A 23,462-nucleotide genomic window follows, 5' to 3' on the forward strand; every position below is an offset into this window, starting at 1 on the left:
TATGAGTACACATATAGCGGCAAAAGCCGGAGAAATTGCAGAAGCAGTGCTTTTGCCTGGCGACCCTATGCGCGCCAAATGGATTGCAGAGACCTTTTTAGAAGATGCCTACTGTTATAACGAAGTCCGGGGTATGCTTGGTTTTACAGGCACTTATAAGGGTAAGCGCGTATCTGTTCAGGGCACAGGAATGGGAATACCCTCTGCACTTATTTACTGTCATGAGTTGATCAATGATTACGGCGTTAAAAAACTCATCAGAGTGGGCAGTGCCGGATCTTATCAGCCAGATATTAAACTCTACGACATTGTGATCGCCATGGCGGCTTCTTCGACTTCTGGCATAAACAACTCCAGATTTATAAATGCGGACTATTCGCCTACGGCCGATTTTGAATTGTTCTACAAGGCGGCAACCTATGCCAAAAAAGCCAACATCCCTATTAAAGCGGGCAATGTGCTCTCTGCGGATGAGTTCTACGAAGATGATCCGGAGGCCTACAAGCAATGGGCAAATTTTGGAGTGCTTTGTGTGGAAATGGAAGCGGCCGGGCTCTACACCGTTGCCGCAAAACACCAAGTTCAAGCTTTGGCCATACTCACTATTTCGGACTCTTTGCTCACTAAGGCTCAGACCAGTGCAAAACAGCGCGAGCAGACGTTTTCTACCATGATAGAGATCGCCTTAAATACCTTGTAAAACAAAAGAGCGAATCTGCAGTAAGATTCGCCCTTTCTTCGATTGAAAAACATACTAAATCAAAAATACCACTACATTTTTTGAGTAAGTACGGGTAGTACCGAATGGTTAACCACATCTTCACCTATACTGCCTGCGAAGAAGTGAGCCAATCCGCTTCTACCGTGGGTTGGGATAGCAATAGCATCTGCTTTATTAGAGAAGCTATAGTTGAATATCCCGTCTTCTACCGTGTAATCACTGTAGTGATTCACGTCGCTAGGTCTGAGGTCTTCTATCCCAGCCTGAGCAAAGAATTTAAAGATGCGATCCTCAATCTCTATGCTGGATCTAAAGCGCTCTCCAGGTAAGTTGATATATACCAACTCCATTTGAGCACCAAGCACATTGATCAAATTGCGGATTCTTTTAAAAGCATCGATGTTTTCGGTTTTGAAATCACAAGCAAAGACCACTTTATCGATGGTAAAATCTGCCATATGTTCTTTGATCACCAACACTGGAGTACTTGCAGTTCGAACCACTTTTTCTGTGTTAGATCCTACGAAAACCTCTTTGAGTCCAGTGCTCCCGTGAGAACCCATTACTATCAGATCGGCGTCACAAGAAATCGCGACATCATTGATCTCGGTGAAATTGGTGTAGTTCTTTACGTTCTGGTGAACTGTGACCCCATTTAAATAAGGGGCAGACAGCAATTCGTCAAAACGTTTTTCTGTCAATTTCATATGGTACATCGCTTCAAAGACTTCCTGAGACTCGTCTTTGGTAAGGACAGCATCTGTTAAGCCCATCATATGGACTACATGGATAGAAGCGCCGTGCTTTTTAGCGATAGCAGCAGCTACTTCCATAGCGTATTTAGAATAATCCGAAAAGTCTACGGGTACTAAGATATTTTTCATGGTTTATCAGTTTAATTTGCTCATTAATAGTTCAAATATACCGGGCAGTTCAACAATAAAATATGACCATTGTCATACAGCCCTAAGGCCTGTTGTGACTGGGGTGAACTGATATAACCTTAAACGAAAAGTAATTAGGAGACTATTTCTAGTCCTTCTTGTCTGATGGCTCCGAAGCCACCTGCTACATCTATTACGTTGTGATAACCTCTGCGTTTTAAAATGGAAGCTGCGATCACAGATCGATAGCCACCCGCGCAATGCACATAGAACTTTCCATCTTTTGGGAATTCACTGTAATGATCGCTAATGAAATCCAATGGTGTTAAATGTGCGTCAGGTAGGTGAGCCGTATTGTATTCGTTCTCTTTGCGCACATCAAATACCACTGCATCTTTGTCGGCAATGGCTTTTTTAAGTACTGCCGGACTTACAGATTCCAGGTCGTCTGTCGCCCGACCTGAAGCCGCCCATGCAGCTACTCCTCCTTTTAAATATCCCAGCGTATTGTCAAAGCCTACTCGCGAGAGTCGGGTAACAGCCTCTTCTTCTTTGCCTTCGTCTACCACCAATAATATCGGTAAGGAGATGTCGGCTATCAAGGCGCCGACCCAAGGTGCAAAACTACCGTGTAAACCTATAAAGATAGACCTCGGAACATGGCTCTTAATGAAATCTTGTTGATGTCTTACATCCAAGACAATGGCCTGATGTTGTTCTGCTAATTGCTCAAACTCTTCTGGACTCAAAGGAGTGGTCCCTTGTGCTACAATGGTGTCTATGGATTCGTAGCCTTCTTTGTTGAGTTTTACGTTTAGTGGAAAATACTTCGGAGGCGGGAGTAGTCCGTCCGTCACTTCTGCAATGAACTCATCTTTGCTCATATCTGCGCGAAGTGCGTAGTTCATTTGTTTTTGATTCCCCAGAGTGTCTACTGTTTCTTTAGACATGTTCTTTCCACAAGCAGATCCCGCTCCGTGAGCTGGGTATACTATTACCTCGTCAGGAAGCGTCATGATCTTAGAGCGCAAACTTTCGTATAGTAATCCGGCTAAATCCTCTTGGGTCATGTCTGCCGCTTTTTGAGCTAGGTCTGGTCGGCCTACATCTCCTAAAAAGAGGGTGTCGCCACTAAAAATGGCATGTGGTCTGCCAGCTTCATCCTGTAGCAAGTAAGTAGTACTTTCCATAGTATGCCCCGGAGTGTGTAGCACTTTTATGGTACAATCACCTAATGGAAATTCTTGCCCGTCTTGCGCAATCAAGGCGTCAAAACTCGGATTGGCCAAGGGTCCATAAATTATTGGAGCTCCGGTTTTTTCAGATAAGGTTAAATGGCCACTGACAAAATCCGCATGAAAATGAGTCTCAAAGATGTATTTGATCTCACCAACAGCTTTTGCCTTTTCAATGTAAGGGGCTACCTCTCGCAGCGGATCAATAATGGCAACTTCACCATTACATGAGATCATATAAGCGCCCTGTGCCAGGCAACCTGTGTATATCTGTTCAACCTTCATGGAGTTCTAAATTTATGAGCGGTAAAAATACAAAATAAAAAGGCCTCCCCTGAACTACCTATGAAAATCGGGGAGGCCAATTGCCGCTGTGCAGTTGCACAGCAACCCAGTGCAGCTAAGTTAAATCTCAAATACGGAACAGCAGCACTGAGCCCCCAGTATATACTTATTTCTCATCGTTTATAAAATATGATTGACCAAATTGAATAATAGTAAGGATTGTATTTTTATGGATCAAAAAACTTCACATTATGGCCAGCTTTTCCTAACTCTAGGAATAAATTTTAAAACCCCGAATAACGCAGGGATGCACAGTCAGATCGTCTTTTTTTGTCTGCGAGGTTTAACAACTTACAAATACTAGACTCTCATTCTGTGACGTCGTGTTCGGGGTTTGAGCAGCTTTTCTGCGAAAATCTAAAACCAGCAACTACTTGGTATTCTAGAATTCACATCAAAGCCTATTTTCAAAATCACTATAGTACTTAAATCATTGATTTAGTCTAATTTGCTCGATTCAAAAATATTGTTTTAGGTTATACTTCGGAATGAAAATAGGTAAAGTGACACTTCTTAGCGGTCAATAAATGCTTTAAAGAGGTGAGTGGAATTATCGTACCTTTGTCCCATGGCACATAAAGCAGGCTTTGTCAATATAATTGGGAACCCCAATGTGGGTAAGAGTACGCTGATGAACGCATTGGTGGGCGAGAGGCTATCTATAATCACCTCTAAAGCGCAGACCACGCGCCACCGTATATTGGGAATTGTCAATGGCGATGACTTTCAGGTGATCTTAAGCGATACCCCGGGAATTATTAAGCCGGCTTATGAATTGCAGACTGCCATGATGGATTTTGTGAAGTCTGCCTTTGAAGATGCCGATGTATTGCTCTATTTGGTCGAATTAGGGGAGAAGTCGCTTAAGGACGAGGCCTTTTTTAACAAGATCAGCAATAGTAAGATCCCTGTGCTCTTATTGATCAATAAGATAGATACCGGAGACGAAGAAAAGCTCAAAGAGGCCTTTGCACTTTGGTCAGAGCAGCTTCCCAATGCGGAGATCTTCGCTATTTCTGCTTTAGAGAACTTCGGAGTGGAACAGGTCTTTAAGCGTGTCTTGGAACTTTTGCCAGAATCTCCGCCTTTCTACCCTAAAGATGCGTTGACAGACAAGCCAGAGCGCTTCTTTGTCAATGAGACCATCCGAGAGAAGATCCTATTGCATTACAAAAAAGAGATCCCGTATTCGGTAGAGATCGAAACCGAAGAATTCTTCGAAGAAGATGACATTATCCGCATGCGCTCGGTGATCATGGTAGAGCGCGACTCTCAAAAAGGGATCATCATTGGGCATAAAGGTGCCGCCATCAAGCGCGTAGGTATGGAAGCCCGCAAAGACCTGGAGAAATTTTTTGGCAAGCAAGTTCATTTAGAACTCTACGTAAAAGTGAATAAGAATTGGCGGTCTAGCGAAAGGCAATTGAGACGCTTTGGGTACAATCAGTCTTGATTGATTAGCTCCCACATGAACTTGTGAAGTTCGAGCATCTGGCCACGCCCGGTCGCCTTTCCCATCCGACCTAAAAAATACAACACAAACCAGCTGAGCACCATTAATAACATTAGTGCAACGGGTACGGCGATTGATTCTTCTAAGGCAAAATTAGAATAGGCCCATACACCAAAAGTCAGAAACAATACAGCGACCATAAAATGCAAGAACATAAATAAGGTCCAGACGGTACTTCTTGGGCCGAACAAGCCTCGTATCTCTGCGGTAGTATCGCTCAGTGGATTGATTACAAGATCTAGCTGTGGGGACCAATATTGCTGTCTGGCCTTGGGAATTTTAATGAACACATGTGCGTCCACTTGTGTAGTGATAAATCCCTTTGGGTCGCTAGCAGCTTTAAAATCTGCGAGTAATTTTTCTGCGGATTTTTCCACGCTCAGCTTGAACCTAGGCCTTAATACTATGTCTTGATTAACTTTCACAGCCTCCAAAGTCTGGTATTTTGATCAGAACAAATATGATTTTGATCAGCTGGGAATCAATCCTAAAAGCGACTATCTTTATACAAACTGCAATTATGACCGAACGCGAAAAGATGTTAGCAGGCCAGATGTACGATCCCTTGGATCCGCAACTGTTAAAAGAAAGAGAGGCTGCAAGGGTGCTTTTTAAAAAGATCAACGACTTGCCGGAAGAGCGTAAACCAGAACGCGACAAACTGTTCTACAAGCTCTTTGGATCTGCCGGAAAGGGCCTGTGGATCGAGCCGCCTTTCTATTGCGATTACGGCAACAACATCCATGCAGGAGACAACGTATTTATGAATTTCGACTGTGTGATCTTAGATGTATGTGAAGTTCGTCTAGGCGATCGGGTGATGTTCGGGCCCAAGGTTCAACTCTACACGGCGACTCATCCGCTAAATGCCAGAGCTCGCTCAAGCGGCGAGGAGTTGGGCAAGCCCATTACCATAGGGAACGATGTTTGGTTGGGAGGTGGAGCCATAGTTTGCCCTGGGGTAACCATAGGCGACGGAGCTGTAATAGGTGCGGGCGCTGTTGTGACTAAGGATATTCCTGCCAATGTCTTTGCTGGAGGGAATCCGGCAAAAGTTATTGCACCTATCGATAATAAATAGGTCGCAGGGCTGGTAGCCCCGAAATAAAGTCTATTTTTGCAGCCTAAATCCGTAGCGATGAGTATTGTAGCCATAGTTGGACGTCCAAACGTAGGAAAATCAACCTTCTTTAACCGCCTCATTCAGAGACGCGAAGCGATCGTTGATGCTGTTTCCGGAGTTACCCGTGACCGCCATTACGGCAAGAGCGACTGGAACGGCAAGGAATTCTCTTTGATCGATACGGGTGGCTATGTAAAAGGGAGCGACGATATCTTTGAAGCTGAGATCGATAAGCAGGTAGAACTCGCAATCGATGAGGCCGATGTGATCATTTTTATGGTCGACGTAGAAACAGGAGTGACCGGAATGGACGAAGAAGTTGCCCAATTGCTTCGCAAGTCGAAAAAACCTGTTTTTCTAGCGGTGAACAAAGTAGACAATTCTAAACGTGTCAACGATGCGGTAGAATTTTATTCCCTCGGATTTGAAAAGTACTATACCATTGCAGCTACAAACGGCAGTGGAACAGGGGAGTTATTGGATGATCTGGTAGAGGCCTTGCCGGATGATATTGCCAAAGATGAAGACGAACTACCGCGCTTTGCAGTAGTTGGGCGCCCGAATGCAGGGAAGTCTTCCTTTATCAATGCATTGATAGGTGAGGATCGTTATATCGTGACAGACATTGCTGGAACAACCCGTGACGCCATTGACACCAAGTACAACCGCTTCGGATTCGAGTTCAACTTGGTAGACACAGCTGGGATCCGCAGAAAATCAAAGGTGAAAGAAGACCTTGAATTTTATTCGGTCATGCGATCTGTTCGTGCATTAGAGCACTGTGATGTGGCACTATTGGTCATAGATGCGACCCGCGGTTTTGAAGGGCAAGATCAGAACATCTTTTGGTTGGCGCATCGCAACAACAAAGGAGTGGTGATCTTAGTTAACAAATGGGATTTGGTTGAAAAGGACCATATGACCACCAAGAAGTTCGAGCAGTACATCCGCAAGCAATGTGAACCATTTACCGATGTGCCTATCGTTTTCATGTCTGCGCTTACCAAGCAGCGTATATTTAAAGCTATAGAAACCGCTGTTCAGGTGTACAAGAATCGTTCGCAACGCATCAAGACCAGTGAGCTCAACGATGTGATGCTGCCTATCATTGCTGCAACACCACCACCGGCCTACAAAGGAAAATATGTAAAGATCAAGTTTTGTACGCAGTTGCCAACGCCGCATCCCACCTTTGCTTTCTTTGCAAACCTACCGCAATACGTTAAGGATCCTTATAAGCGATTTATCGAGAATAAGCTGAGAGAAGAGTTTGACTATAACGGAGTGCCGCTTACCATTTATATGCGTAAAAAGTAAGCCTACCAGCTTCCGCTAGCGCCACCACCGCCAAAAGAGCCACCACCAAAGGTGCCTCCTCCAAAGCCACCGCCGCCAAACGATCCGCCTGAGCCAAAGCTGCCGCTAGAGCGTCCGCCGCCACTAAGAATAATGTATTCCAAAAAGGAATCGGCTACAAATTCGCCACCGCCTCCACGACCACCGCGGCCTCCGCGATTTCTGTATTGCAGGTATTTCAGTAAGATGAAAATGATGAAAAATATCAGGAAGGGAGCGTATTGCGCCCAGTCGACAATTTTCTTTTTTCCAGATTCGGTCCCCTCAAATTCCCCTTCAATAGCTTGAAATATTGCAGAAACTCCAGCGTCTAGACCATTGTAATAACTCCCTTTCTTAAATTCGGGAATGATCACTTGATCTATAATGGTCTTGGTTTCCAGATCGGTCATGCGGTATTCTATACCATAACCTGTAGCAATGTCGATCTTTCTGTCTCCTGTTGAAAGCAATATAAAGATCCCATTGTCTTCTGAGGCCTGGCCAACACCCCAGGCAGCACCCCAACGAGACCCTAAGAGCGAAATGTCTTCTCCATTCAAATCCTTAATGGTCACAATAACGATCTGGGTTGAGGTAGTGTCTGCATAACCGATAAGTCGTCGGTTAAGCAGTTGTTCCTGAGTTTTACTCAATATTTCTGCCTTGTCGTAAACGCGTTTAACGCGCATGCTATCTTTAGCGGGAGGTGGAGGTATGGTGTACTGCGCCCAGAGTCCAGTGGAACTCAGCAGTAAAAGAAAACCTGCAATGAGCAGTCCTAAAACCTTATCCTTTGGAGATCTCATTGGGTAGTTCGTTGGTGTCGTTATCCTTAAATGGAAAGTACTGCGCTAAGGCCTTACCGGCTTCGGTTACCCCAGCTATAAGTCCTTGAGCGAAATCTCCAGCCTTAAAATGCGAAACGATCTGATCCTTGGTGGAATCCCAAAAGCCTTGACCTACAAGCTCGTTTATACCGCGATCGCCCAAAATACTGAAGGTATGATCGTGAACAGCTACATAAATGAGCACGCCATTGGCTTCTTGGGTTTGGTCCATGTTCAGCGCGTGGAAAACTTCCTTTGCCCGCTCCATCGGGCTCAGGTCTGTATGACCTTCCAGATGCACTCGGATCTCTCCAGAGGTGCGCTCCTCCGCAATATGTATGGCATCTATAATAGCCTGTTCCTCTGCAGCGGTTAAGAAGGATTCAACAATTCCCATTAGTCAAAGTCTACTACAGGGGCGGTTTCTGTACCTGCCGCAGCTTCAAAATATTCTTTTTGGTCAAAACCAAGAACGCCCGCTATCAATGAGGTAGGGAAAGATCGGACTTTGGAGTTGTAAGGGTTCACCACTTCGTTATAGCGGTTGCGTTCCACATTGATCCTGTTCTCGGTGCGCTCCAGCTCTGTGATCAGCGCCTTGAAATTCTCATTGGCCTTTAGGTCTGGATAGCGTTCAAAAACAGCCAGTAACCTTGCCAAAGCAGAATTAAGACTTCCCTGAACTTGTTCAAATTGCGCCAATTGCTCCGGCGTTATATTACTCGGGTCAATGGTAACGGCAGTCGCTTTGCTACGGGCCTCAATGACCTGTGTTAAGGTCTCTTGTTCAAACTCTGCATAACCCTTGGCGGTATTAACAATATTCGGAATTAGATCAGCGCGTCTTTGGTAAGAGCTTTCCACATTGGCCCATTGGGCGTTAATGTCTTCTTCTTGGCTAACTAGGGAGTTGTTCGTAGAAATTCCCCAAATAGCTATAGCCGCTACGATTATAATTGCGGGTATCCATTTTTTCATAGTTAGTTGGTTTAAAGTTGATCTTTTATTTTGAGCAGTTCGGCCTTTATGCCTTCTAGCTTGCGAACGATCTCGAACTTGTCGAGTGTTTTCTTTTTATTCTCTTTGAGATGCGTTTTGGCTCCCTCCAAGGTAAAGCCACGCTCTTTGACCAAATGGTAAATGAGCTCCAGGTTCTTAATATCCTCCGGAGTGAATTTTCGGTTGCCTTTAGCGTTCTTTTTGGGTTGGATGATATCGAACTCCTTTTCCCAAAATCGGATCAGCGAAGTATTGACCCCAAAGGCGTCGGCAACTTCTCCTATGCCGTAATATCGTTTTTCAGGTAAGCTGATCTGCATTAGTCAAGCGATTCGTTTTCTTGCTGAGAAGCTTTGAGTAGTTCGTTGAACTCTTCGGCTGTGAGGTTTCCGTAGTAGAAATGAATCGGATTGATCTTGTCTCCATCTTTAAAGATCTCGTAGTGGAGGTGAGGCGCTTCCGAACGTCCAGTACTCCCAACAAATCCAATAAGGTCTCCACGTTTTACACGTTGACCTACGCGTACATTGTATTTGTACAAGTGCGCGTAAAGGCTCTCGTAACCGTAACCGTGTTCTATTCTAATGTGCCTTCCGTATCCTGCGGCTGTAGCATCCGCTCGGATTACCACGCCGTCGCCAGAAGCGTAAACCGGGGTACCTCTAGGAGCGGTAAAGTCCATACCGTAGTGAAATTTTCTCGCCTTGGTAAAAGGGTCTGTACGGTATCCGTAACCAGAAGCCATACGAGTTAAGTCTTCGTTGCGCACAGGCTGAATAGCAGGTATAGCTGCCAGCAGTTTTTCTTTTTCTTCTGCGAGCTCCGCTATTTCATCCAACGATTTAGACTGCACTACGATCTGTTTGGTAATAACGTCCAATCGTTTTGCTGCGGAGATGAGCAGGTTCGAATTGTCAAAGCCTTCCCATTCCTTGTAACGGTTTACTCCCCCAAATCCGGCCAAGCGCTGCTCGTCTGGAATTGGGTTGGCTTCAAAATAAACCCGATATAAGTTATTGTCGCGCTCCTGCAGCTCCGTAAGCACAGCTTGCGCCTGATCCATTTTTCTGTTGAGCAATTCTAAGCGGAGTTCTGCATTGGCCAATTCACGAGCCAAGGCCTTTTCCTTTGGAGTTTCTATGTAAGGCAAGTTGAGGTAAAGTAAAAAGAAGAACAAGCCACTCAAGAAAATACCTAAGAATGACAAGAGAATAAAACCAAAGGTGCGACCCTTTTTAGGTTCTATTTTTCGATAGGATAAAGTCTCGCTATCGTAGTAATATTTTACCTTCGACATAAGTTAAAATGTGCTATTTTTGCCCTTGATAATTGGGGTGTTACAAGGCGCTAACGCAATACAAAGATAAAAATTGTTTGCTGCCTATCCTAATACAAGGGTTGACTGAAGTAAGTTGGCCTAACTCATTTAAAATAAAGCAAATGAAGTCTCAGGACATTCGTAAGACATTCTTAGAATTTTTCAACTCCAAACAGCACGCTATAGTGCCCTCTGCGCCTATGGTGATCAAAGATGATCCAACCCTTATGTTCACCAATGCGGGGATGAATCAGTTCAAGGAGTATTTCCTGGGAAATAAAAAAGCGAACGATCCTAGAGTTGCAGATACGCAAAAATGTTTGCGTGTAAGTGGAAAGCACAACGACCTGGAAGAGGTAGGGAAGGATACCTATCACCACACCATGTTCGAAATGTTGGGCAACTGGAGTTTTGGTGATTATTTTAAAGAAGAAGCCATTGCTTGGGCATGGGAGTTGCTCACCGAGGTCTTTAAAATTGACAAAGATTGCCTTTATGTTACCATTTTTGAAGGCGATAAGGCAGAAGGTCTTGACCGCGATACAGAGGCTTATGATTTTTGGGCTAAACATATCGACCCAAGCCGTATTCTAAACGGTAGTAAAGCTGACAACTTTTGGGAGATGGGAGACCAAGGGCCTTGCGGACCTTGTAGTGAGATCCACGTTGACATCCGCAGCGATGAAGAGAAAGAAAAAGTATCTGGAGCGGAACTTGTGAATATGGACCACCCGCTAGTGGTAGAGATCTGGAATCTGGTATTCATGCAGTTCAACAGAAAAGCAGATGGTTCTTTGGAAAAACTTCCGGCGCAACACGTAGATACCGGGATGGGCTTTGAGCGTTTGTGCATGGTGTTGCAAGACAAAAAAAGTAATTACGATACCGACGTATTCACCCCGTTAATTAGAGAGATCGAGGCTATTGCCAACTCCAAATACGGCCAAGAAGAAGATATTGACATCGCAATTCGTGTAATTGCAGACCACCTGAGAGCGGTTGCCTTTGCCATTGCAGATGGGCAGTTGCCTTCTAATACGGGAGCGGGTTATGTGATCCGCAGAATTTTGAGACGTGCCATCCGATATGGCTTCACCTTTTTAGATCAGAAAGAACCCTTTATTTATGAATTGGTAGCAACGCTTACCAATCAAATGGGCAGCGCTTTCCCAGAATTGAAAAAGCAAAAGAATCTGATCACTAATGTGATCAAAGAGGAAGAGCAGTCCTTTTTAAGAACCTTAGATCAAGGACTATTGTTGTTAGACCAAGTGATCTCCAATGCTAAGGACAAGTCGATTTCTGGAGCTAAGGTGTTTGAACTATACGACACTTATGGGTTCCCTAAAGATCTAACCGCTCTTATCTTAAGCGAGCGTGGTTATACTATGGACGAGGCTGGCTTTGATAAAGAGCTTCAAAAGCAAAAAGAACGTTCACGCGCCGCTACCAAGGTAGAGACCGGCGATTGGGTAGAATTGCGCCAAGACGATGAAGAAGAGTTCGTAGGTTACGACACACTTTCGGCGCCTGTGACCATTACGCGCTATCGCGAAGTGGCCAGCAAAAAAGAAGGAAAACTATATCAGTTGGTCTTTAATGTGACTCCTTTTTATCCGGAAGGAGGAGGGCAAGTGGGTGACAAAGGGTATCTGGAAGCTGCAAATGGAGAGGTGGTCTACATCATCGATACCAAAAAAGAGAACAACCTTATCGTACATTTTGCAAAGAATTTGCCACGCAATCCGGAAGCAAATTTCAAAGCGGTTGTTGATGAAAAACAACGCGCACGTACTGCGAGCAATCATACGGCAACACACTTATTGCATCAAGCCTTAAGAAACATTTTGGGTACTCATGTTGAGCAAAAAGGCTCCATGGTACACAGCGGAAATCTGCGTTTTGACTTCTCTCATTTCTCTAAGGTTACTGCAGAACAATTGGAAGAAGTCGAAGCTTTTGTCAATGCTCGAATTAGAGAGAGTTTGCCTTTAGAGGAACAGCGTGGTATCCCTTATGACACCGCCATTGAACAAGGCGCTATTGCGCTTTTTGGTGAGAAATACGGAGATGCTGTTCGCACCATTCGCTTTGGAAAGTCTATGGAACTCTGCGGAGGTACACACGTTAGCAACACCAGCGATATCTGGCATTTTATCATAACTTCAGAATCTGCTGTAGCCGCAGGAGTGCGTCGTATTGAAGCAATAACTAGTGATGCTGCTAAGGCGTATTTTGAAGAGACCTCTAAAGAACATCAGCAGTTAAAACAACTGCTTAATAACGCCAAAGATCCAGTTGGTGTACTAGAAGGCATTCAACAGGAGAACGCGCAGCTTAAAAAGCAGCTGCAACAACTACTCAAAGAAAAGGCCAAACATCTTAAATCACACTTGGTAGACCAGTTAGAACAAAAGGATGGGGTCGCATTTCTTGCTACAGAAGTTGATCTTGACGCGGGAGGGATGAAAGATCTCGCTTTTGAAATGGGCCAGAACCGTACGGATCTTTTCCTTTTGTTGGCTTCTCGTCAGAACGGAAAGGCATTGTTGAGCTGCTATATTTCTAAGGAACTTGCTGCTCAGGGTAAACTCAATGCAGGGACCATAGTGCGCGAGTTAGGTAAACACATCCAAGGAGGTGGCGGTGGACAACCGTTCTTTGCCACAGCCGGAGGCAAGAATCCCGATGGAATTCCAGCGGCTCTAGAAGCTACCTCGGCTTATCTGAACTAAGGTGAATCGGAGTACGACCATATCGCTAACTCCGCAATCTCCTTCGGTAGATCACAACCATAACAGTCTATTTCTAGGCTCCTGCTTTGCAGTCAATATGGCTCAAAAGTTTGAGCACTATGCTTTAGCGCAGTCGGTGAATCCTTTTGGAGTTATATTTAATCCTGTAGCACTAGAAACCTTGGTGTTGCGAGCCTTGGATGAGCGAGAATTTACGGCTTCTAATCTAGACAAACGCGAGGATATTTGGTTTTGTTATGAGGCGCATACCAGCCTAAGTGGCTTGAACCAAGATGAGGTCTTGAACCGATTGAATGAAGCACTGTCTGATTTAAAGTTGGCCTTAAGCAGTGCGAAGCATCTTATACTTACCTTAGGTACAGCTAGGGCTTACCGTCTTAAGCAAACCGATAGAATTGTGGCGAACTGTCACAAACAGCCAAGCGACAGATTCAGCAAAGAAATGTTGTCTCCGGCGCAGATAGAAGCAAGCGCAAGGAATCTATCCGAAGCAATAAAAAAAGTCAACCCTGAGCTTACAATAATATACACAGTATCGCCTGTGCGTCATATTAAAGACGGGATTGTGTCCAATGGGCAAAGCAAGGCTCATTTGTTAAGCGGTGTTCATGCTTATATTGCTACTGATGCCAATGCACATTATTTCCCGGCTTATGAGCTAATGATGGACGAGTTGCGCGATTATCGTTATTACAGTGCAGATCTGATCCATCCCAATCAGCTAGCCATTGACCATATATGGGAACGATTTTCTCAGGTCTGGCTTAGCCCTCAGACGCAGGAGCTCAACATGACCATTGGAAAACTCCGAGCTGCGATGAATCACCGCTCACAGTTCCCGGGAAGCAAGGCAGATTCAGACTTTAAACGCAATCTACAAGAGCGTTTGTCTGCCTTTAAAACAGCGCATCCACACATCAAACTGTAATCAAATACGACATCTGCCCTATTGATTATCAGGGCTTAAGTGTTCACTTTTGCTAACAGTTAAACATTAAAACTAGCGACATGAACACACTAAAAGTATTGAGCCGATACGCCTTTATATTTATGGCCCTATTGGTAACCGCCTGCGATAAAGATGACGATTCTTCGGGCGGAGGAGATGATCCCGCAGCCAGCGGCGATGAATTTGTAACCGCCAAAGTAGACGGCGCTAATTTTGCTGCAGCACAAGATCCGGCAGTAATTGTTGGAGCCGTAATTGACAGTGGCGTTTTGAACGTACAAGGGGGGACCAACAGCGGAGACACTATCCGAATTACAATTGTTGGTTATGACGGCCCTGGAACCTACACCTCAGGAGACAATGCTACCAATCCGAACTTAATGGGATATTTTACCGTATCTCCAGTGGCCGGATGGTTGAACAATGGAGTAACATCTTTGGTAGACGGTGTGGGGGCCGGAACCGTGGAGGTTACTTCTGATGCCGATGGCGTGGTAGAAGGTACCTTTTCCTTTAAGGGATATAATGCAGAGGACATGACCATGAAAACTATTACAGAAGGTCAATTCAAAGCGATCGTAGACTAAGCGAATCTCTATGTTGAGGTTTTTATGTGGAAAGTCGGGATACCCAGTGTGTCTCGGCTTTTTGCTTTTTGCATCTTAACTGTTTGATTGTCAGAATACGGCAATTGCCCTATTGAATCGCTAGGGCAATTATTTCACTTTTGAATAACACTAAAAACTAATCAAATTATGAGACCAACAGCTTCACTTTTAACCGCGATCCTATTCTTTTTGTGTGCTGTCACAACTGGATGGGCTCAGAAGGCGGAGACCCCGGATTGGCAATACGATACCGGAGCCAAGATCAACGAGATGACCATAACACAGGGTGGAACCGTAGTTGTCGCTACCAATGACGGCTTGGTTGGAATTAAACCTGGTTCAAACGACCTACTCTTCAACTTCACCGATTACGGACGTGTGAAACCAGAAGAGTTGACCTTTATTCCTAATGCGCCCTATGTAGTGGTTGGGCAAACGGGCTTTGGTGCCATGACCACCAAAAAAGCAGTTATTGATTATATGTCTGGGAAGACCTTGTTCAGCACCGAAAACAACGGTTGGAAACTGGTTTGGACCTGCCATGTGATGATGCCTCAGAATAAACTGGTAGTAAGCGGTCAACGCCGTGCTAGTGAGAAATATACCAATGCCGTAGCCATTTATGACTTAAATACTGGAGAGCAAGAGAGCTTCTTTAAGTTCAAAGGATCTGAGATGGTAAGTGGTCGTCCGTTATTATTAGACAACGGCCTGATCATTCCTACCAGTAAAGGATTAACTAAAGTAGATATGAACAGTGGAACCATTGCATGGAAGGCCGACCTAAAGAATGTTGGTTGGATGGTAGCCGATGAGTCCGGACAAGAAATATACGGCTTTGTGGGTAAGCCCAACGGTGGATCCACCAAGGTGTTCAAAATTAGCGCAACTGGCCAAATGCTGTGGGATGATGGGCATAAGGTCAAGGGGAATGTGGTTAATTTTGAGATCTTACCCCAAGGCCTTGCTATTGTGAGCAATGTGGACAATTCTGGTAAGAAAGGAATTATGAAGTTGGCCTCGGGTCGCTCGGAGTCTAAAATTGCTTTTTTAAGTGCGCAAAATGGAGAAGATCTATGGGAAAAGGCACCTAAGACCAAAGGTTATGTTCAGCATTTCTATATCATGGACGACGGTATTCTCTTCGGAATCTATGAAGGAGGGATCAACAAGATATCCTTTGATGGTCAAACCTTGTTTAAAAAACCGCTTAAGACCGGCGAAAATATCCTGACTATGGCTTCAACTCCTCAAGGCTTGATCTATATCACCTCAGAAGACGCGAACATCGTAAATCTGGAAACAGGAGATCAAGTGTGGAACAAGCCATTAAAATACAAACGCGCCGATGCGGTGAGTTCCACCTTTGATAGCAAGAACAACCGCTATTTGATCGGTGCAGACGAAAAGGTATTTGCAGTCGATGCCAATAGTGGAGAGGTAGCGGATTTCGCCGAAGTTTCTTTTGAAGGAAAAGAAGATCCCACAGGAATTGAGTGCAGAGATGGCGGTGTTTTACTTACCAGTGATCAGAATATGATGCTTTTGGACTGGGAGGGCACAACCAACTGGCATGAATACAAACGAGCTCCAGGTAAGAGTGCCTTTGGTGCTATCTTGGCAGGAGCAATGGCAGTAGCTACTGCGGCCACAGCGGCCGCAAGTTATGCCGAAGCCAACAACAATCGCAACCGATTGGGAAGTTACACCTCTCGCGGACAGGCTTATGCAGATTTAGGAGATGGTATGGCTATGGCTAGTGGCGCATCCGTAGCAGAAATGCTTAGACGTTTTAAGGCTACGGCAGCAACGCAAGATGCACAGTTCATCCTTACCAAATTAGAAGAGGGCGTGGGTCTGGTTAAGATAGACAAAGACAGCGGAGAAGTTGAAAAAGAGATCATCTTAAAAGACAAAAAGCCGGAATATCAAGTAGACGATTTTGGTGGAATTCTTTATTACAAAGCGAACAACAGTACCATTTACGCCTACGATTTATCTAAATAGCCTCCAAAGCTACCATTATAGAAGTACCTCCTGCCCACTGGAGGTATTTCTTTTTAAATTCCTAATAATTATTAACTTAGGGAAATAGTAAGTTTTAACTAGCGCCTAACAGGGGTTTTACCCCACAGCAGGCCATTACCAAACAACAAGATTATGAAGTTTCTAATCCCCTTTTTGGCCTTCTTGATGTCCACCACCGCGCTTTGGGCACAAGTGCCAGAACCCGTTAGTCCCCTCTTGACCCGAACGGTGCAGAAGCAACCTACCTATTTGAACAGTGTCTCTTGGCTCAAAACAGGAGATGATACCTATAGCATCACTAGCGATGGCGGTATAGAATTGAATGAGCTGCAGTATTTGTCGCAGTTGAGTTCGGCCTCTATAGCTACTTTACACCTGCCGTCTAGAACAATCATTCTCTTGCCAGATTTTGATGATGTTGCCGTTGGTAGCAGACACGATGGTAGAATTCTTCTTAGAAACACATCTAAGAACTTTTATCTGACCAATCCGAATTCTTATATCACCTATGTAGACGACAAATCGTATACGGTTGAGGTTACTCGAGTAGCAGATAGCTATGTAGCCTATGTGCCTGAGTTGGATAAAACCTATTTTGAGAAAGATATCCGAAAGTTCTCCGGTTGGGGTGCAGACAATCTGATCGATATGGGCTACGCGCCAGACAACACTTATTGGTATCGCGATTACGAGAACAAGAAATACGGGATTATCATAAAAGGTCAAAGTATGGATTATACCAATGTCACTTCGGAGGTGCGCGGGAACGATCGTTTGATCTTCGACAATGGCAAGCCGGTATACCTGCTCAAAGATTACGAGAACACGACTACCATAAAAATGCGTCCGGTGAGTACTAAAGTAGAACAGTTCATTACAGAAAGCAGTGGCTCCTCTAACTGTGTTCGTGGCAATTGTCAAGATGGATTCGGAAAGTACGAGTACAACAACGGTTATTACGACGGCTTTTGGTCTGGCGGGAAAAAATCCGGCTATGGTCTTTACTCTTGGGATAGCGGTGCAACTTATATCGGCAATTGGGAAAATGACAATATGAACGGCTACGGGGTTTTTACCGATGAGGATGACAACATGCAAAAAGGCCTTTTTAGAAATGGTAAACTTCACGGCAGAGCTGTTAAGAACTACGACGAAGATTGGGAGCAAGGGGTTTTTGACAGTGGGACCTTAGTGGACGCTTTCACTTTTTACGGGAACGATGTGACCAGTGGCTGTACCATTGGTGATTGCAAGAACAAATACGGAAAAATGGTATTTGGCAACGGCGATACCTTTGTTGGTTTCTTTAGAAATGGCAACCTGCAAATGGGTACCTACAGTTTTGCTTCTGGCGCTAAATACAGTGGGGAATTTGATAGCACCGGACCTTTTAAGGCAATTGCCCTATTGCCTGCCTCTATTGATCTACCTAGTTTTACTCCAGTTTTATATGTACAAATGGAGAACGGCATTTACCTTATAGCTGCGGTAGTTGTCTGTATTGCTTGTTTGCTGTTGCTTATGTTTTACAGGTCTGTCAAGTCCTTAAAGCTGCAACATAACGAACGTTGTGATACATTGAATAATTGCTTTTTAGCGCATCGCAGGCAACTCAAAGAAAGAAATGATTCTTTGAGTGCTTACGATTTTGAACGCTATAATCTGTCACAGGTGCTACAGTCGCAACCGCTTGTTCGCTGCCCGTGATCTTTAAAAGACCAACATGAAGTTCAAGATCTCTGTTCTCCTAATTTGTTGCCTGGGTATCTATTCCATTCAGGCTCAAGAACTCCAAAAAAACATAGACAGTCTACTTGCGCAATACGCCAAGCCAAAACAAGATACGACTAGAGTGCGCCTGCTTGAAAAATTGAGCTCTCACTACAATGTTGCTGCCCTAGATAGTGCTAAGGCTTTTGCTGTAGAAGGGGTCGCATTGGCAGAAAAACTTAAAGATGTTAGTGGTCGTTGGCGATTGCGCAACGTGCTAGGAACCTATTACGAGCGCAAAGCCGAATACGACAGTGCTCTTGCTCAGTACAATGATGCCCTAAAGATCATTGATTCCTTGAATAGCACCCGTGGTTATGCAATCGTATTAAACAACAAGGCTACGGTTTTCATAAGGCAAGCCAAGTATCAGGAGGCATTAGAATTACTTTTTCGAGCGCTTGAGGCCGAACAAGACTTAGAAAACAGGGAAGGTATTGCACAGGCCTACAACAATATCGGGGTGGTTTATTACTACACTCAAAACTTTGACAAGACCACAGAATACCTTACCAAAGCCTTAGAGATTCAAGAAGAGCTCGGTAAACTGGACGGGCTTATCCTAGGTTATAATAATGTTGGTGCGATTCGAGACTATCAGCAGAAATACAAAGAAGCAATAGGCTCATACCAAAAGGCCTTAGCCATAAGTGAGCAGCTGGGCGATGTAAAGCAGGAGGCCATTGCTTGGTCTAATATTGCCTTGGCACAGGTCAAGTTAGGACAATTGAATCTTGCCGAATCTTCCATAACCAAAGCCCTAGAACTGCGCGATAAAGCCAGCGATCCTCAAGGGAAAGTGCAGAGTCAGATCACTTTTGGGCGCGTGTTGCAGGCTCAAGAGAGGAATGCTTTGGCCAAGTCTTATTTTGAGATGGGGCTAAAGGCTGCTCAAGAGAATGAGCTGCTATTATTGGAGCGAGAAGCGCTGACAGGTTTAGCAGAACTTGCGACAGCCAATAGGAATTATCAAGAGGCCAATACCTATTTGAGTCAGGTCATTGTAGTTAAAGATAGTATTACCAACAAGGAGAATGCTCAGGCCATGGCAGAAATGGAAGCCAAGTACCAAACTCAGCAAAAGGAGAATCAGATCCTTGCGCAGCGCGCAGAATTGGCCGAGGCTGAATTGATCAACAGAAGAAGAACAGCCTTATTCGCCGGGAGCTTAGGCTTGGCCTTTCTCTTTGGGTTGATCGGTTTTTTGGTATATAAACAACAGCGTTTAAAGAATCAGCAGCTGCAAAAGGAAGCCGAGCTCAGAACAGCCTTAGCCAAGATCGAGACGCAGAATCGTCTGCAAGAACAGCGCTTAAGGATCTCTAGAGACCTGCACGACAATATTGGAGCTCAACTTACCTTTATCATTTCTAGCTTGGACAACCTCAAATACGGTTTCAAAGAGATGGAGACCAAACTCAAGGATCGACTCACGGGAATCAGCAGTTTTACTAGCCAGACCATATACGAACTGCGAGACACTATTTGGGCTATGAACAAGGACAGTATCAGCCTAGAAGATCTCAAGACACGGATCACCAATTTTATGGATCAGGCTAAGGCATCTACCCAAGGCATCACCTTTAACTTCAATTTGGATCAAGACCTAGCGGCCGATCACAGCTTTAAAGCTTTGGTTGGCATGAATCTGTATCGCATCATTCAAGAGTCTGTCAATAACAGTTTAAAATACGCCGATCCGGACACGATAAGCTTGGACTTTAAAAAGACCGCTGCTGGCTTTGAACTACAAATTGCCGATAATGGAAAAGGATTCAATGAGAGCGAAATAGAGGCAGGAAATGGTTTGAGCAATATGCGTAAACGCGCTAAAGAGCTTCAAGGTAGCCTACAGATCAATAGTGAGGCTGGGCAAGGAACAACGTTGATTCTCAGCATCCCAGAACAATAGGGCAAATGCCCTATAGGACCAAAGGACTTTTTTTCTGACCTTGAGGGCAAGCGATAATTCCTATCTTTAATATCATGAAGCGCAAACTGGCCATCGTAGACGACAACTCCTTTTTAATCAACGCCGTAAAGGAGAAACTCTCCTTTTTTGATGATATGGCTGTGCGTTTTACTGCTTCGGATGGAAGCGATCTTCTGGCCAAGTTAGAGGACAATCACAATTTGGACCTGATCTTAATGGATATTGAGATGCCTGTGCTTAACGGCATTGAAACCACGGCTGTGGTCAAGCAGAAATACCCGCATATCAAAATCATCATGCTCACGGTTTTCGACAATGACGAGAATATCTTCAATGCTATAAAAGCTGGGGCCGATGGTTATTTGCTAAAGGATGTGAACCCAGACGATCTGCACAACGGTATAGAAGAAACCTTGAGCGGTGGCGCTGCCATGAATCCGTCTATCGCTTTGAAGACTTTAAAATTGCTTCGCAATCCAATTGCAGTGACCAATAGTGCAGATAAGGAGCAGATCTCGCTATCTGGCCGAGAAATAGAGGTCTTGGAACAGCTCAGTACCGGACTGAGTTATACAGCCATAGCAGACAATTTGATCCTTTCGCCTAGTACCGTGCGCAAGCATATCGAGAACATCTACAAAAAATTGCAGGTTCACAGCAAAATAGAAGCGGTTCAAAAAGCGAGAAACCACAATCTTATCTAATTTTCAGAGGCTTACCAAATCCCGCGATATTACAGAAAAAACGTACCTTAGGGACAAGACTTTGAGCCATGCGTAATTTCTTATTTGGAGCTTGTTTTGCTTTACTGATCGTCTTTGTCTATCAGTATTGCGATTACCGTCGTGAAGGGAGTCAGCAGCGTTTACAGAGTTCGGCCATGTTACAACAGCAACTTCAGAACGTGGGCAAGTTGGTTGTTACAGAAGGTAGTTTCACGCAGATCCACAATTACGAGGATTCCAAAAGCTATTATTTCGACTTTTTCTCCTCAAAAAAGAAGGCGCTCATTGTTGTGGATGCTCAGGCGCAAGTGAGCTATGATCTTCGCAAAATGGAGATAGACATTGACAGTATGGCCAAAACATTGACCGTTACCTATCTTCCGGAGCCTGAATTGAAGATCGCACCGCATATAGAGTATTATGATGTAGAACAAGGGATCTTCAACGATTTTGATGCTGAAGCGCTAAACACCATCACCAAAAAAGTCACGGACAGCTTAAGAGTACAAGCCCTGCAAAGTGAACTAATGACCAATGCACAAAACAGACTGATCTCAGAACTGCAGCAGCTATTTGTGCTTACCGAGAGCATGGGTTGGACCTTGATCCACAAAGAAAAGACCATAAAAATACCAGAAGACTGGCAGCTTCTAGATTAATTAAACCACCGCATATTGAAAACCCTTAGCCGAAAAGAAGAGATAATTGAAAAGGCCGCCAAGTTGTTCCTAGAGCGGGGTTATAGCGCAGTTACCATGCGCGATCTGGCCAAGGAACTGGGCATAAAAGCGGCGAGCTTATACAATCATATTTCTTCTAAGCACGAGATCTTAGAGTCGCTTATTATCAGTGTGGCGGAGGAGTTTACCGTAGGAATGAATCGAATCTTTATTTCTGACATGCCTACCCTAGATAAGGTAGAACAGGTTATTCATTTGCACATAGACGTAACGGTAAAGAATCAGGATGCATTAGGATCACTCAATAATGATTGGATGCATTTAGAAGGCAAGGCCTTGCCTTATTTCGAAGAAATGCGCAATCAATACGAGGAGAATTTTAGACAGATCATCAAATCGGGAATTGCAGAAGGTGCCATAGCCAATCGGGATCCGGAGATATTGTTGTTCTCGGTCTTGTCCACTCTTAGAACCCTTTATTTGTGGTATCCTAAAAAGAATAGTATTGATATGCAGACACTTAAGGATGATATGACTGCCACCATGTTGGCAAGCATAAAAGCCTAGATAATTGGCAAAAATTTAAATATTGGCTCTTGTAAATGTAACTAACAAACGTTAGTTTTGTCTTATAAATTCAGGTATGGCAAAGTTTTTCGACATCCGCGTCGCAGAGGTGTATAAGGAAACCAAGGACACTTCCGTAGTTACTTTCGAGATCCCAGATGATCTTAAAGAGGCCTTTGCATTCACGCAAGGGCAGCACCTGACCTTAAGGGCAGTCATCAACGGCAAAGACGAGCGTCGTTCTTACAGCTTGTGTTCGAGTCCGCTAGATGGAATTTGGCGTGTAGCCGTTAAGCAGATACCAGGGGGTGTTTTTTCTACCTATGTCAACGAATCATTAAAGGCTGGTGATACGATCCAGCTGATGCCTCCTAGCGGTCGATTTTTTGTTCCCATAAGTGACACGCCCAAAAATTATATCGCTTTTGCAGCAGGAAGTGGGATCACACCTATTTTGTCTATCATAAAAACGCATTTGGCCCAAGAACCAGATAGCAGCTTTAAGTTGTTCTACTTGAACCGTACGGTCAAATCCATTATCTTTAAAGAAGAGATAGAAGCGCTTAAGAATCAATACTTTGATCGGTTTGAGATCTTTTACTTTTTAACCAGAGAGCGCAGAGATATACCCTTGTTCAACGGACGTTTTGACGAGGAGAAAATGCAAGCACTGACCAAAACATTTATCGATGTGCCCGATACGCATGGATGTTTTATTTGTGGGCCGCAGGAAATGATCTTTTTGATAAGAGATGCATTGCAAGACCAAGGCATGAACTTAGAAAACATCCATTATGAATTGTTTTACTCAGGAGACGCTCCGGCGCCTGCCGTAGAACTTAAAGAAGTACAGGAAGGAACAGAGGTCGTCATTATCGATGGTGGGAAGGAGTTCCACTTTGTCATGGGAGACGACCACGACAACATCCTGGATGCTGCATTAGCAGCAGGAGCAGACTTGCCTTACGCATGTAAAGGCGGAGTTTGCAGTACCTGTAAATGTAAAGTATTGCATGGCGATGTAGCCATGAAAATCAATTACGCTTTAGAGCCCGACGAAGTAGCGCAAGATTTTGTACTCAGCTGTCAAGCGGTTCCGCAAAGCGATAAAGTCACCGTCGATTTCGACGTATAAAAAACCGA

General features: G+C 44.4%; 22 protein-coding genes. 14 read left to right on the top strand and 8 right to left on the bottom strand.

Annotation, left to right across the window (positions count from 1 at the left end):
• Position 1 precedes the first annotated feature (1 nt).
• Positions 2 to 700, top strand: a complete 699-nt coding sequence (gene deoD / locus BTO09_RS09070; RefSeq protein WP_087524466.1) for a purine-nucleoside phosphorylase — start codon at positions 2 to 4, stop codon at positions 698 to 700.
• A 71-nt stretch (positions 701 to 771) separates the two neighbouring features.
• On the opposite strand, the gene BTO09_RS09075 is transcribed toward deoD, so the two are convergent.
• Positions 772 to 1,605 (bottom strand): universal stress protein, encoded by an 834-nt coding sequence (locus BTO09_RS09075; protein ID WP_087524467.1) that lies wholly within the window; start codon positions 1,603 to 1,605, stop codon positions 772 to 774.
• 134 nt (positions 1,606 to 1,739) lie between these two features.
• The gene (locus BTO09_RS09080) at positions 1,740 to 3,125 is read right to left on the bottom strand and encodes a rhodanese-like domain-containing protein (RefSeq protein WP_087524468.1); all 1,386 of its coding nucleotides are present in this window, start codon (positions 3,123 to 3,125) and stop codon (positions 1,740 to 1,742) included.
• A gap of 628 nt (positions 3,126 to 3,753) precedes the next feature.
• On the opposite strand from BTO09_RS09080, the gene era reads away from it, so the two are divergent.
• Positions 3,754 to 4,638 carry a GTPase Era gene (gene era / locus BTO09_RS09085; RefSeq protein WP_087524469.1) on the top strand — a complete coding sequence of 295 codons (885 nt, stop codon included), beginning with the start codon at positions 3,754 to 3,756 and terminating at the stop codon, positions 4,636 to 4,638.
• Here the strand turns inward: era and BTO09_RS09090 are convergent.
• Positions 4,629 to 5,123 (bottom strand): GTP-binding protein, encoded by a 495-nt coding sequence (locus BTO09_RS09090; protein WP_087525534.1) that lies wholly within the window; start codon positions 5,121 to 5,123, stop codon positions 4,629 to 4,631. The two genes, era and BTO09_RS09090, sit on opposite strands and share 10 nt — an antisense overlap.
• A gap of 92 nt (positions 5,124 to 5,215) precedes the next feature.
• On the opposite strand from BTO09_RS09090, the gene BTO09_RS09095 reads away from it, so the two are divergent.
• Both BTO09_RS09095 and der read left to right on the top strand, forming a co-directional pair.
• Positions 5,216 to 5,779 carry a sugar O-acetyltransferase gene (locus BTO09_RS09095; RefSeq protein ID WP_087525535.1) on the top strand — a complete coding sequence of 188 codons (564 nt, stop codon included), beginning with the start codon at positions 5,216 to 5,218 and terminating at the stop codon, positions 5,777 to 5,779.
• A gap of 57 nt (positions 5,780 to 5,836) precedes the next feature.
• Positions 5,837 to 7,138: a ribosome biogenesis GTPase Der gene (gene der, locus BTO09_RS09100; protein ID WP_087524470.1), complete on the top strand. Its 1,302-nt coding sequence runs from the start codon at positions 5,837 to 5,839 to the stop codon at positions 7,136 to 7,138.
• Between the two features lie 2 nt (positions 7,139 to 7,140).
• On the opposite strand, the gene BTO09_RS09105 is transcribed toward der, so the two are convergent.
• Genes BTO09_RS09105 through BTO09_RS09125 form a run of 5 tightly spaced genes read right to left on the bottom strand, consistent with a single transcriptional unit; the run spans position 7,141 to position 10,282 of the window.
• Positions 7,141 to 7,965, bottom strand: coding sequence for a YgcG family protein (locus BTO09_RS09105; RefSeq protein WP_087524471.1), 825 nt, complete (start codon positions 7,963 to 7,965; stop codon positions 7,141 to 7,143).
• A complete protein-coding gene (locus BTO09_RS09110) occupies positions 7,946 to 8,383 on the bottom strand; it encodes a TPM domain-containing protein (protein WP_087524472.1) in 438 nt (145 codons plus the stop codon). Before BTO09_RS09110 ends, BTO09_RS09105 begins: the two co-directional genes overlap by 20 nt.
• Positions 8,383 to 8,964 carry a LemA family protein gene (locus BTO09_RS09115; RefSeq protein WP_087524473.1) on the bottom strand — a complete coding sequence of 194 codons (582 nt, stop codon included), beginning with the start codon at positions 8,962 to 8,964 and terminating at the stop codon, positions 8,383 to 8,385. The genes BTO09_RS09110 and BTO09_RS09115 overlap by 1 nt, the downstream gene beginning before the upstream one ends.
• Positions 8,965 to 8,975: 11 nt before the next feature.
• A complete protein-coding gene (locus tag BTO09_RS09120) occupies positions 8,976 to 9,305 on the bottom strand; it encodes a MerR family transcriptional regulator (protein ID WP_087524474.1) in 330 nt (109 codons plus the stop codon).
• Positions 9,305 to 10,282 (bottom strand): M23 family metallopeptidase, encoded by a 978-nt coding sequence (locus BTO09_RS09125; protein ID WP_087524475.1) that lies wholly within the window; start codon positions 10,280 to 10,282, stop codon positions 9,305 to 9,307. Before BTO09_RS09125 ends, BTO09_RS09120 begins: the two co-directional genes overlap by 1 nt.
• A gap of 143 nt (positions 10,283 to 10,425) precedes the next feature.
• Between BTO09_RS09125 and alaS the strand changes: the two genes are divergently transcribed.
• From alaS to paaE, 10 genes are all read left to right on the top strand, one after another.
• Entirely contained in the window at positions 10,426 to 13,038 is a 2,613-nt protein-coding gene (alaS, locus tag BTO09_RS09130; RefSeq protein WP_087524476.1) for an alanine--tRNA ligase, read from the top strand.
• Between the two features lies 1 nt (position 13,039).
• Entirely contained in the window at positions 13,040 to 13,987 is a 948-nt protein-coding gene (locus BTO09_RS09135; protein ID WP_157663476.1) for a GSCFA domain-containing protein, read from the top strand.
• A gap of 80 nt (positions 13,988 to 14,067) precedes the next feature.
• Positions 14,068 to 14,595: a DUF6252 family protein gene (locus BTO09_RS09140; RefSeq protein ID WP_087524478.1), complete on the top strand. Its 528-nt coding sequence runs from the start codon at positions 14,068 to 14,070 to the stop codon at positions 14,593 to 14,595.
• 168 nt (positions 14,596 to 14,763) lie between these two features.
• Positions 14,764 to 16,623, top strand: coding sequence for a PQQ-binding-like beta-propeller repeat protein (locus tag BTO09_RS09145; RefSeq protein ID WP_087524479.1), 1,860 nt, complete (start codon positions 14,764 to 14,766; stop codon positions 16,621 to 16,623).
• A 153-nt stretch (positions 16,624 to 16,776) separates the two neighbouring features.
• Complete coding sequence (locus tag BTO09_RS09150) at positions 16,777 to 18,351, top strand: MORN repeat-containing protein (RefSeq protein ID WP_087524480.1); 1,575 nt, start codon at positions 16,777 to 16,779, stop codon at positions 18,349 to 18,351.
• A 16-nt stretch (positions 18,352 to 18,367) separates the two neighbouring features.
• The gene (locus tag BTO09_RS09155) at positions 18,368 to 20,326 is read left to right on the top strand and encodes a tetratricopeptide repeat-containing sensor histidine kinase (RefSeq protein ID WP_087524481.1); all 1,959 of its coding nucleotides are present in this window, start codon (positions 18,368 to 18,370) and stop codon (positions 20,324 to 20,326) included.
• A 74-nt stretch (positions 20,327 to 20,400) separates the two neighbouring features.
• A complete protein-coding gene (locus tag BTO09_RS09160) occupies positions 20,401 to 21,051 on the top strand; it encodes a response regulator transcription factor (protein WP_087524482.1) in 651 nt (216 codons plus the stop codon).
• Between the two features lie 68 nt (positions 21,052 to 21,119).
• On the top strand, positions 21,120 to 21,731 hold the full coding sequence (locus BTO09_RS09165) for a DUF4230 domain-containing protein (protein ID WP_087524483.1): 612 nt from the start codon (positions 21,120 to 21,122) through the stop codon (positions 21,729 to 21,731).
• Positions 21,732 to 21,746: 15 nt separating this feature from the next.
• The gene (locus tag BTO09_RS09170; protein ID WP_087524484.1) at positions 21,747 to 22,319 is read left to right on the top strand and encodes a TetR/AcrR family transcriptional regulator; all 573 of its coding nucleotides are present in this window, start codon (positions 21,747 to 21,749) and stop codon (positions 22,317 to 22,319) included.
• A 76-nt stretch (positions 22,320 to 22,395) separates the two neighbouring features.
• Positions 22,396 to 23,454, top strand: a complete 1,059-nt coding sequence (gene paaE, locus BTO09_RS09175) for a 1,2-phenylacetyl-CoA epoxidase subunit PaaE (protein ID WP_087524485.1) — start codon at positions 22,396 to 22,398, stop codon at positions 23,452 to 23,454.
• Positions 23,455 to 23,462 lie beyond the last annotated feature (8 nt).

Source organism: Gilvibacter sp. SZ-19 (genome assembly GCF_002163875.1).
In the GTDB taxonomy this organism is placed as follows: domain Bacteria; phylum Bacteroidota; class Bacteroidia; order Flavobacteriales; family Flavobacteriaceae; genus Gilvibacter.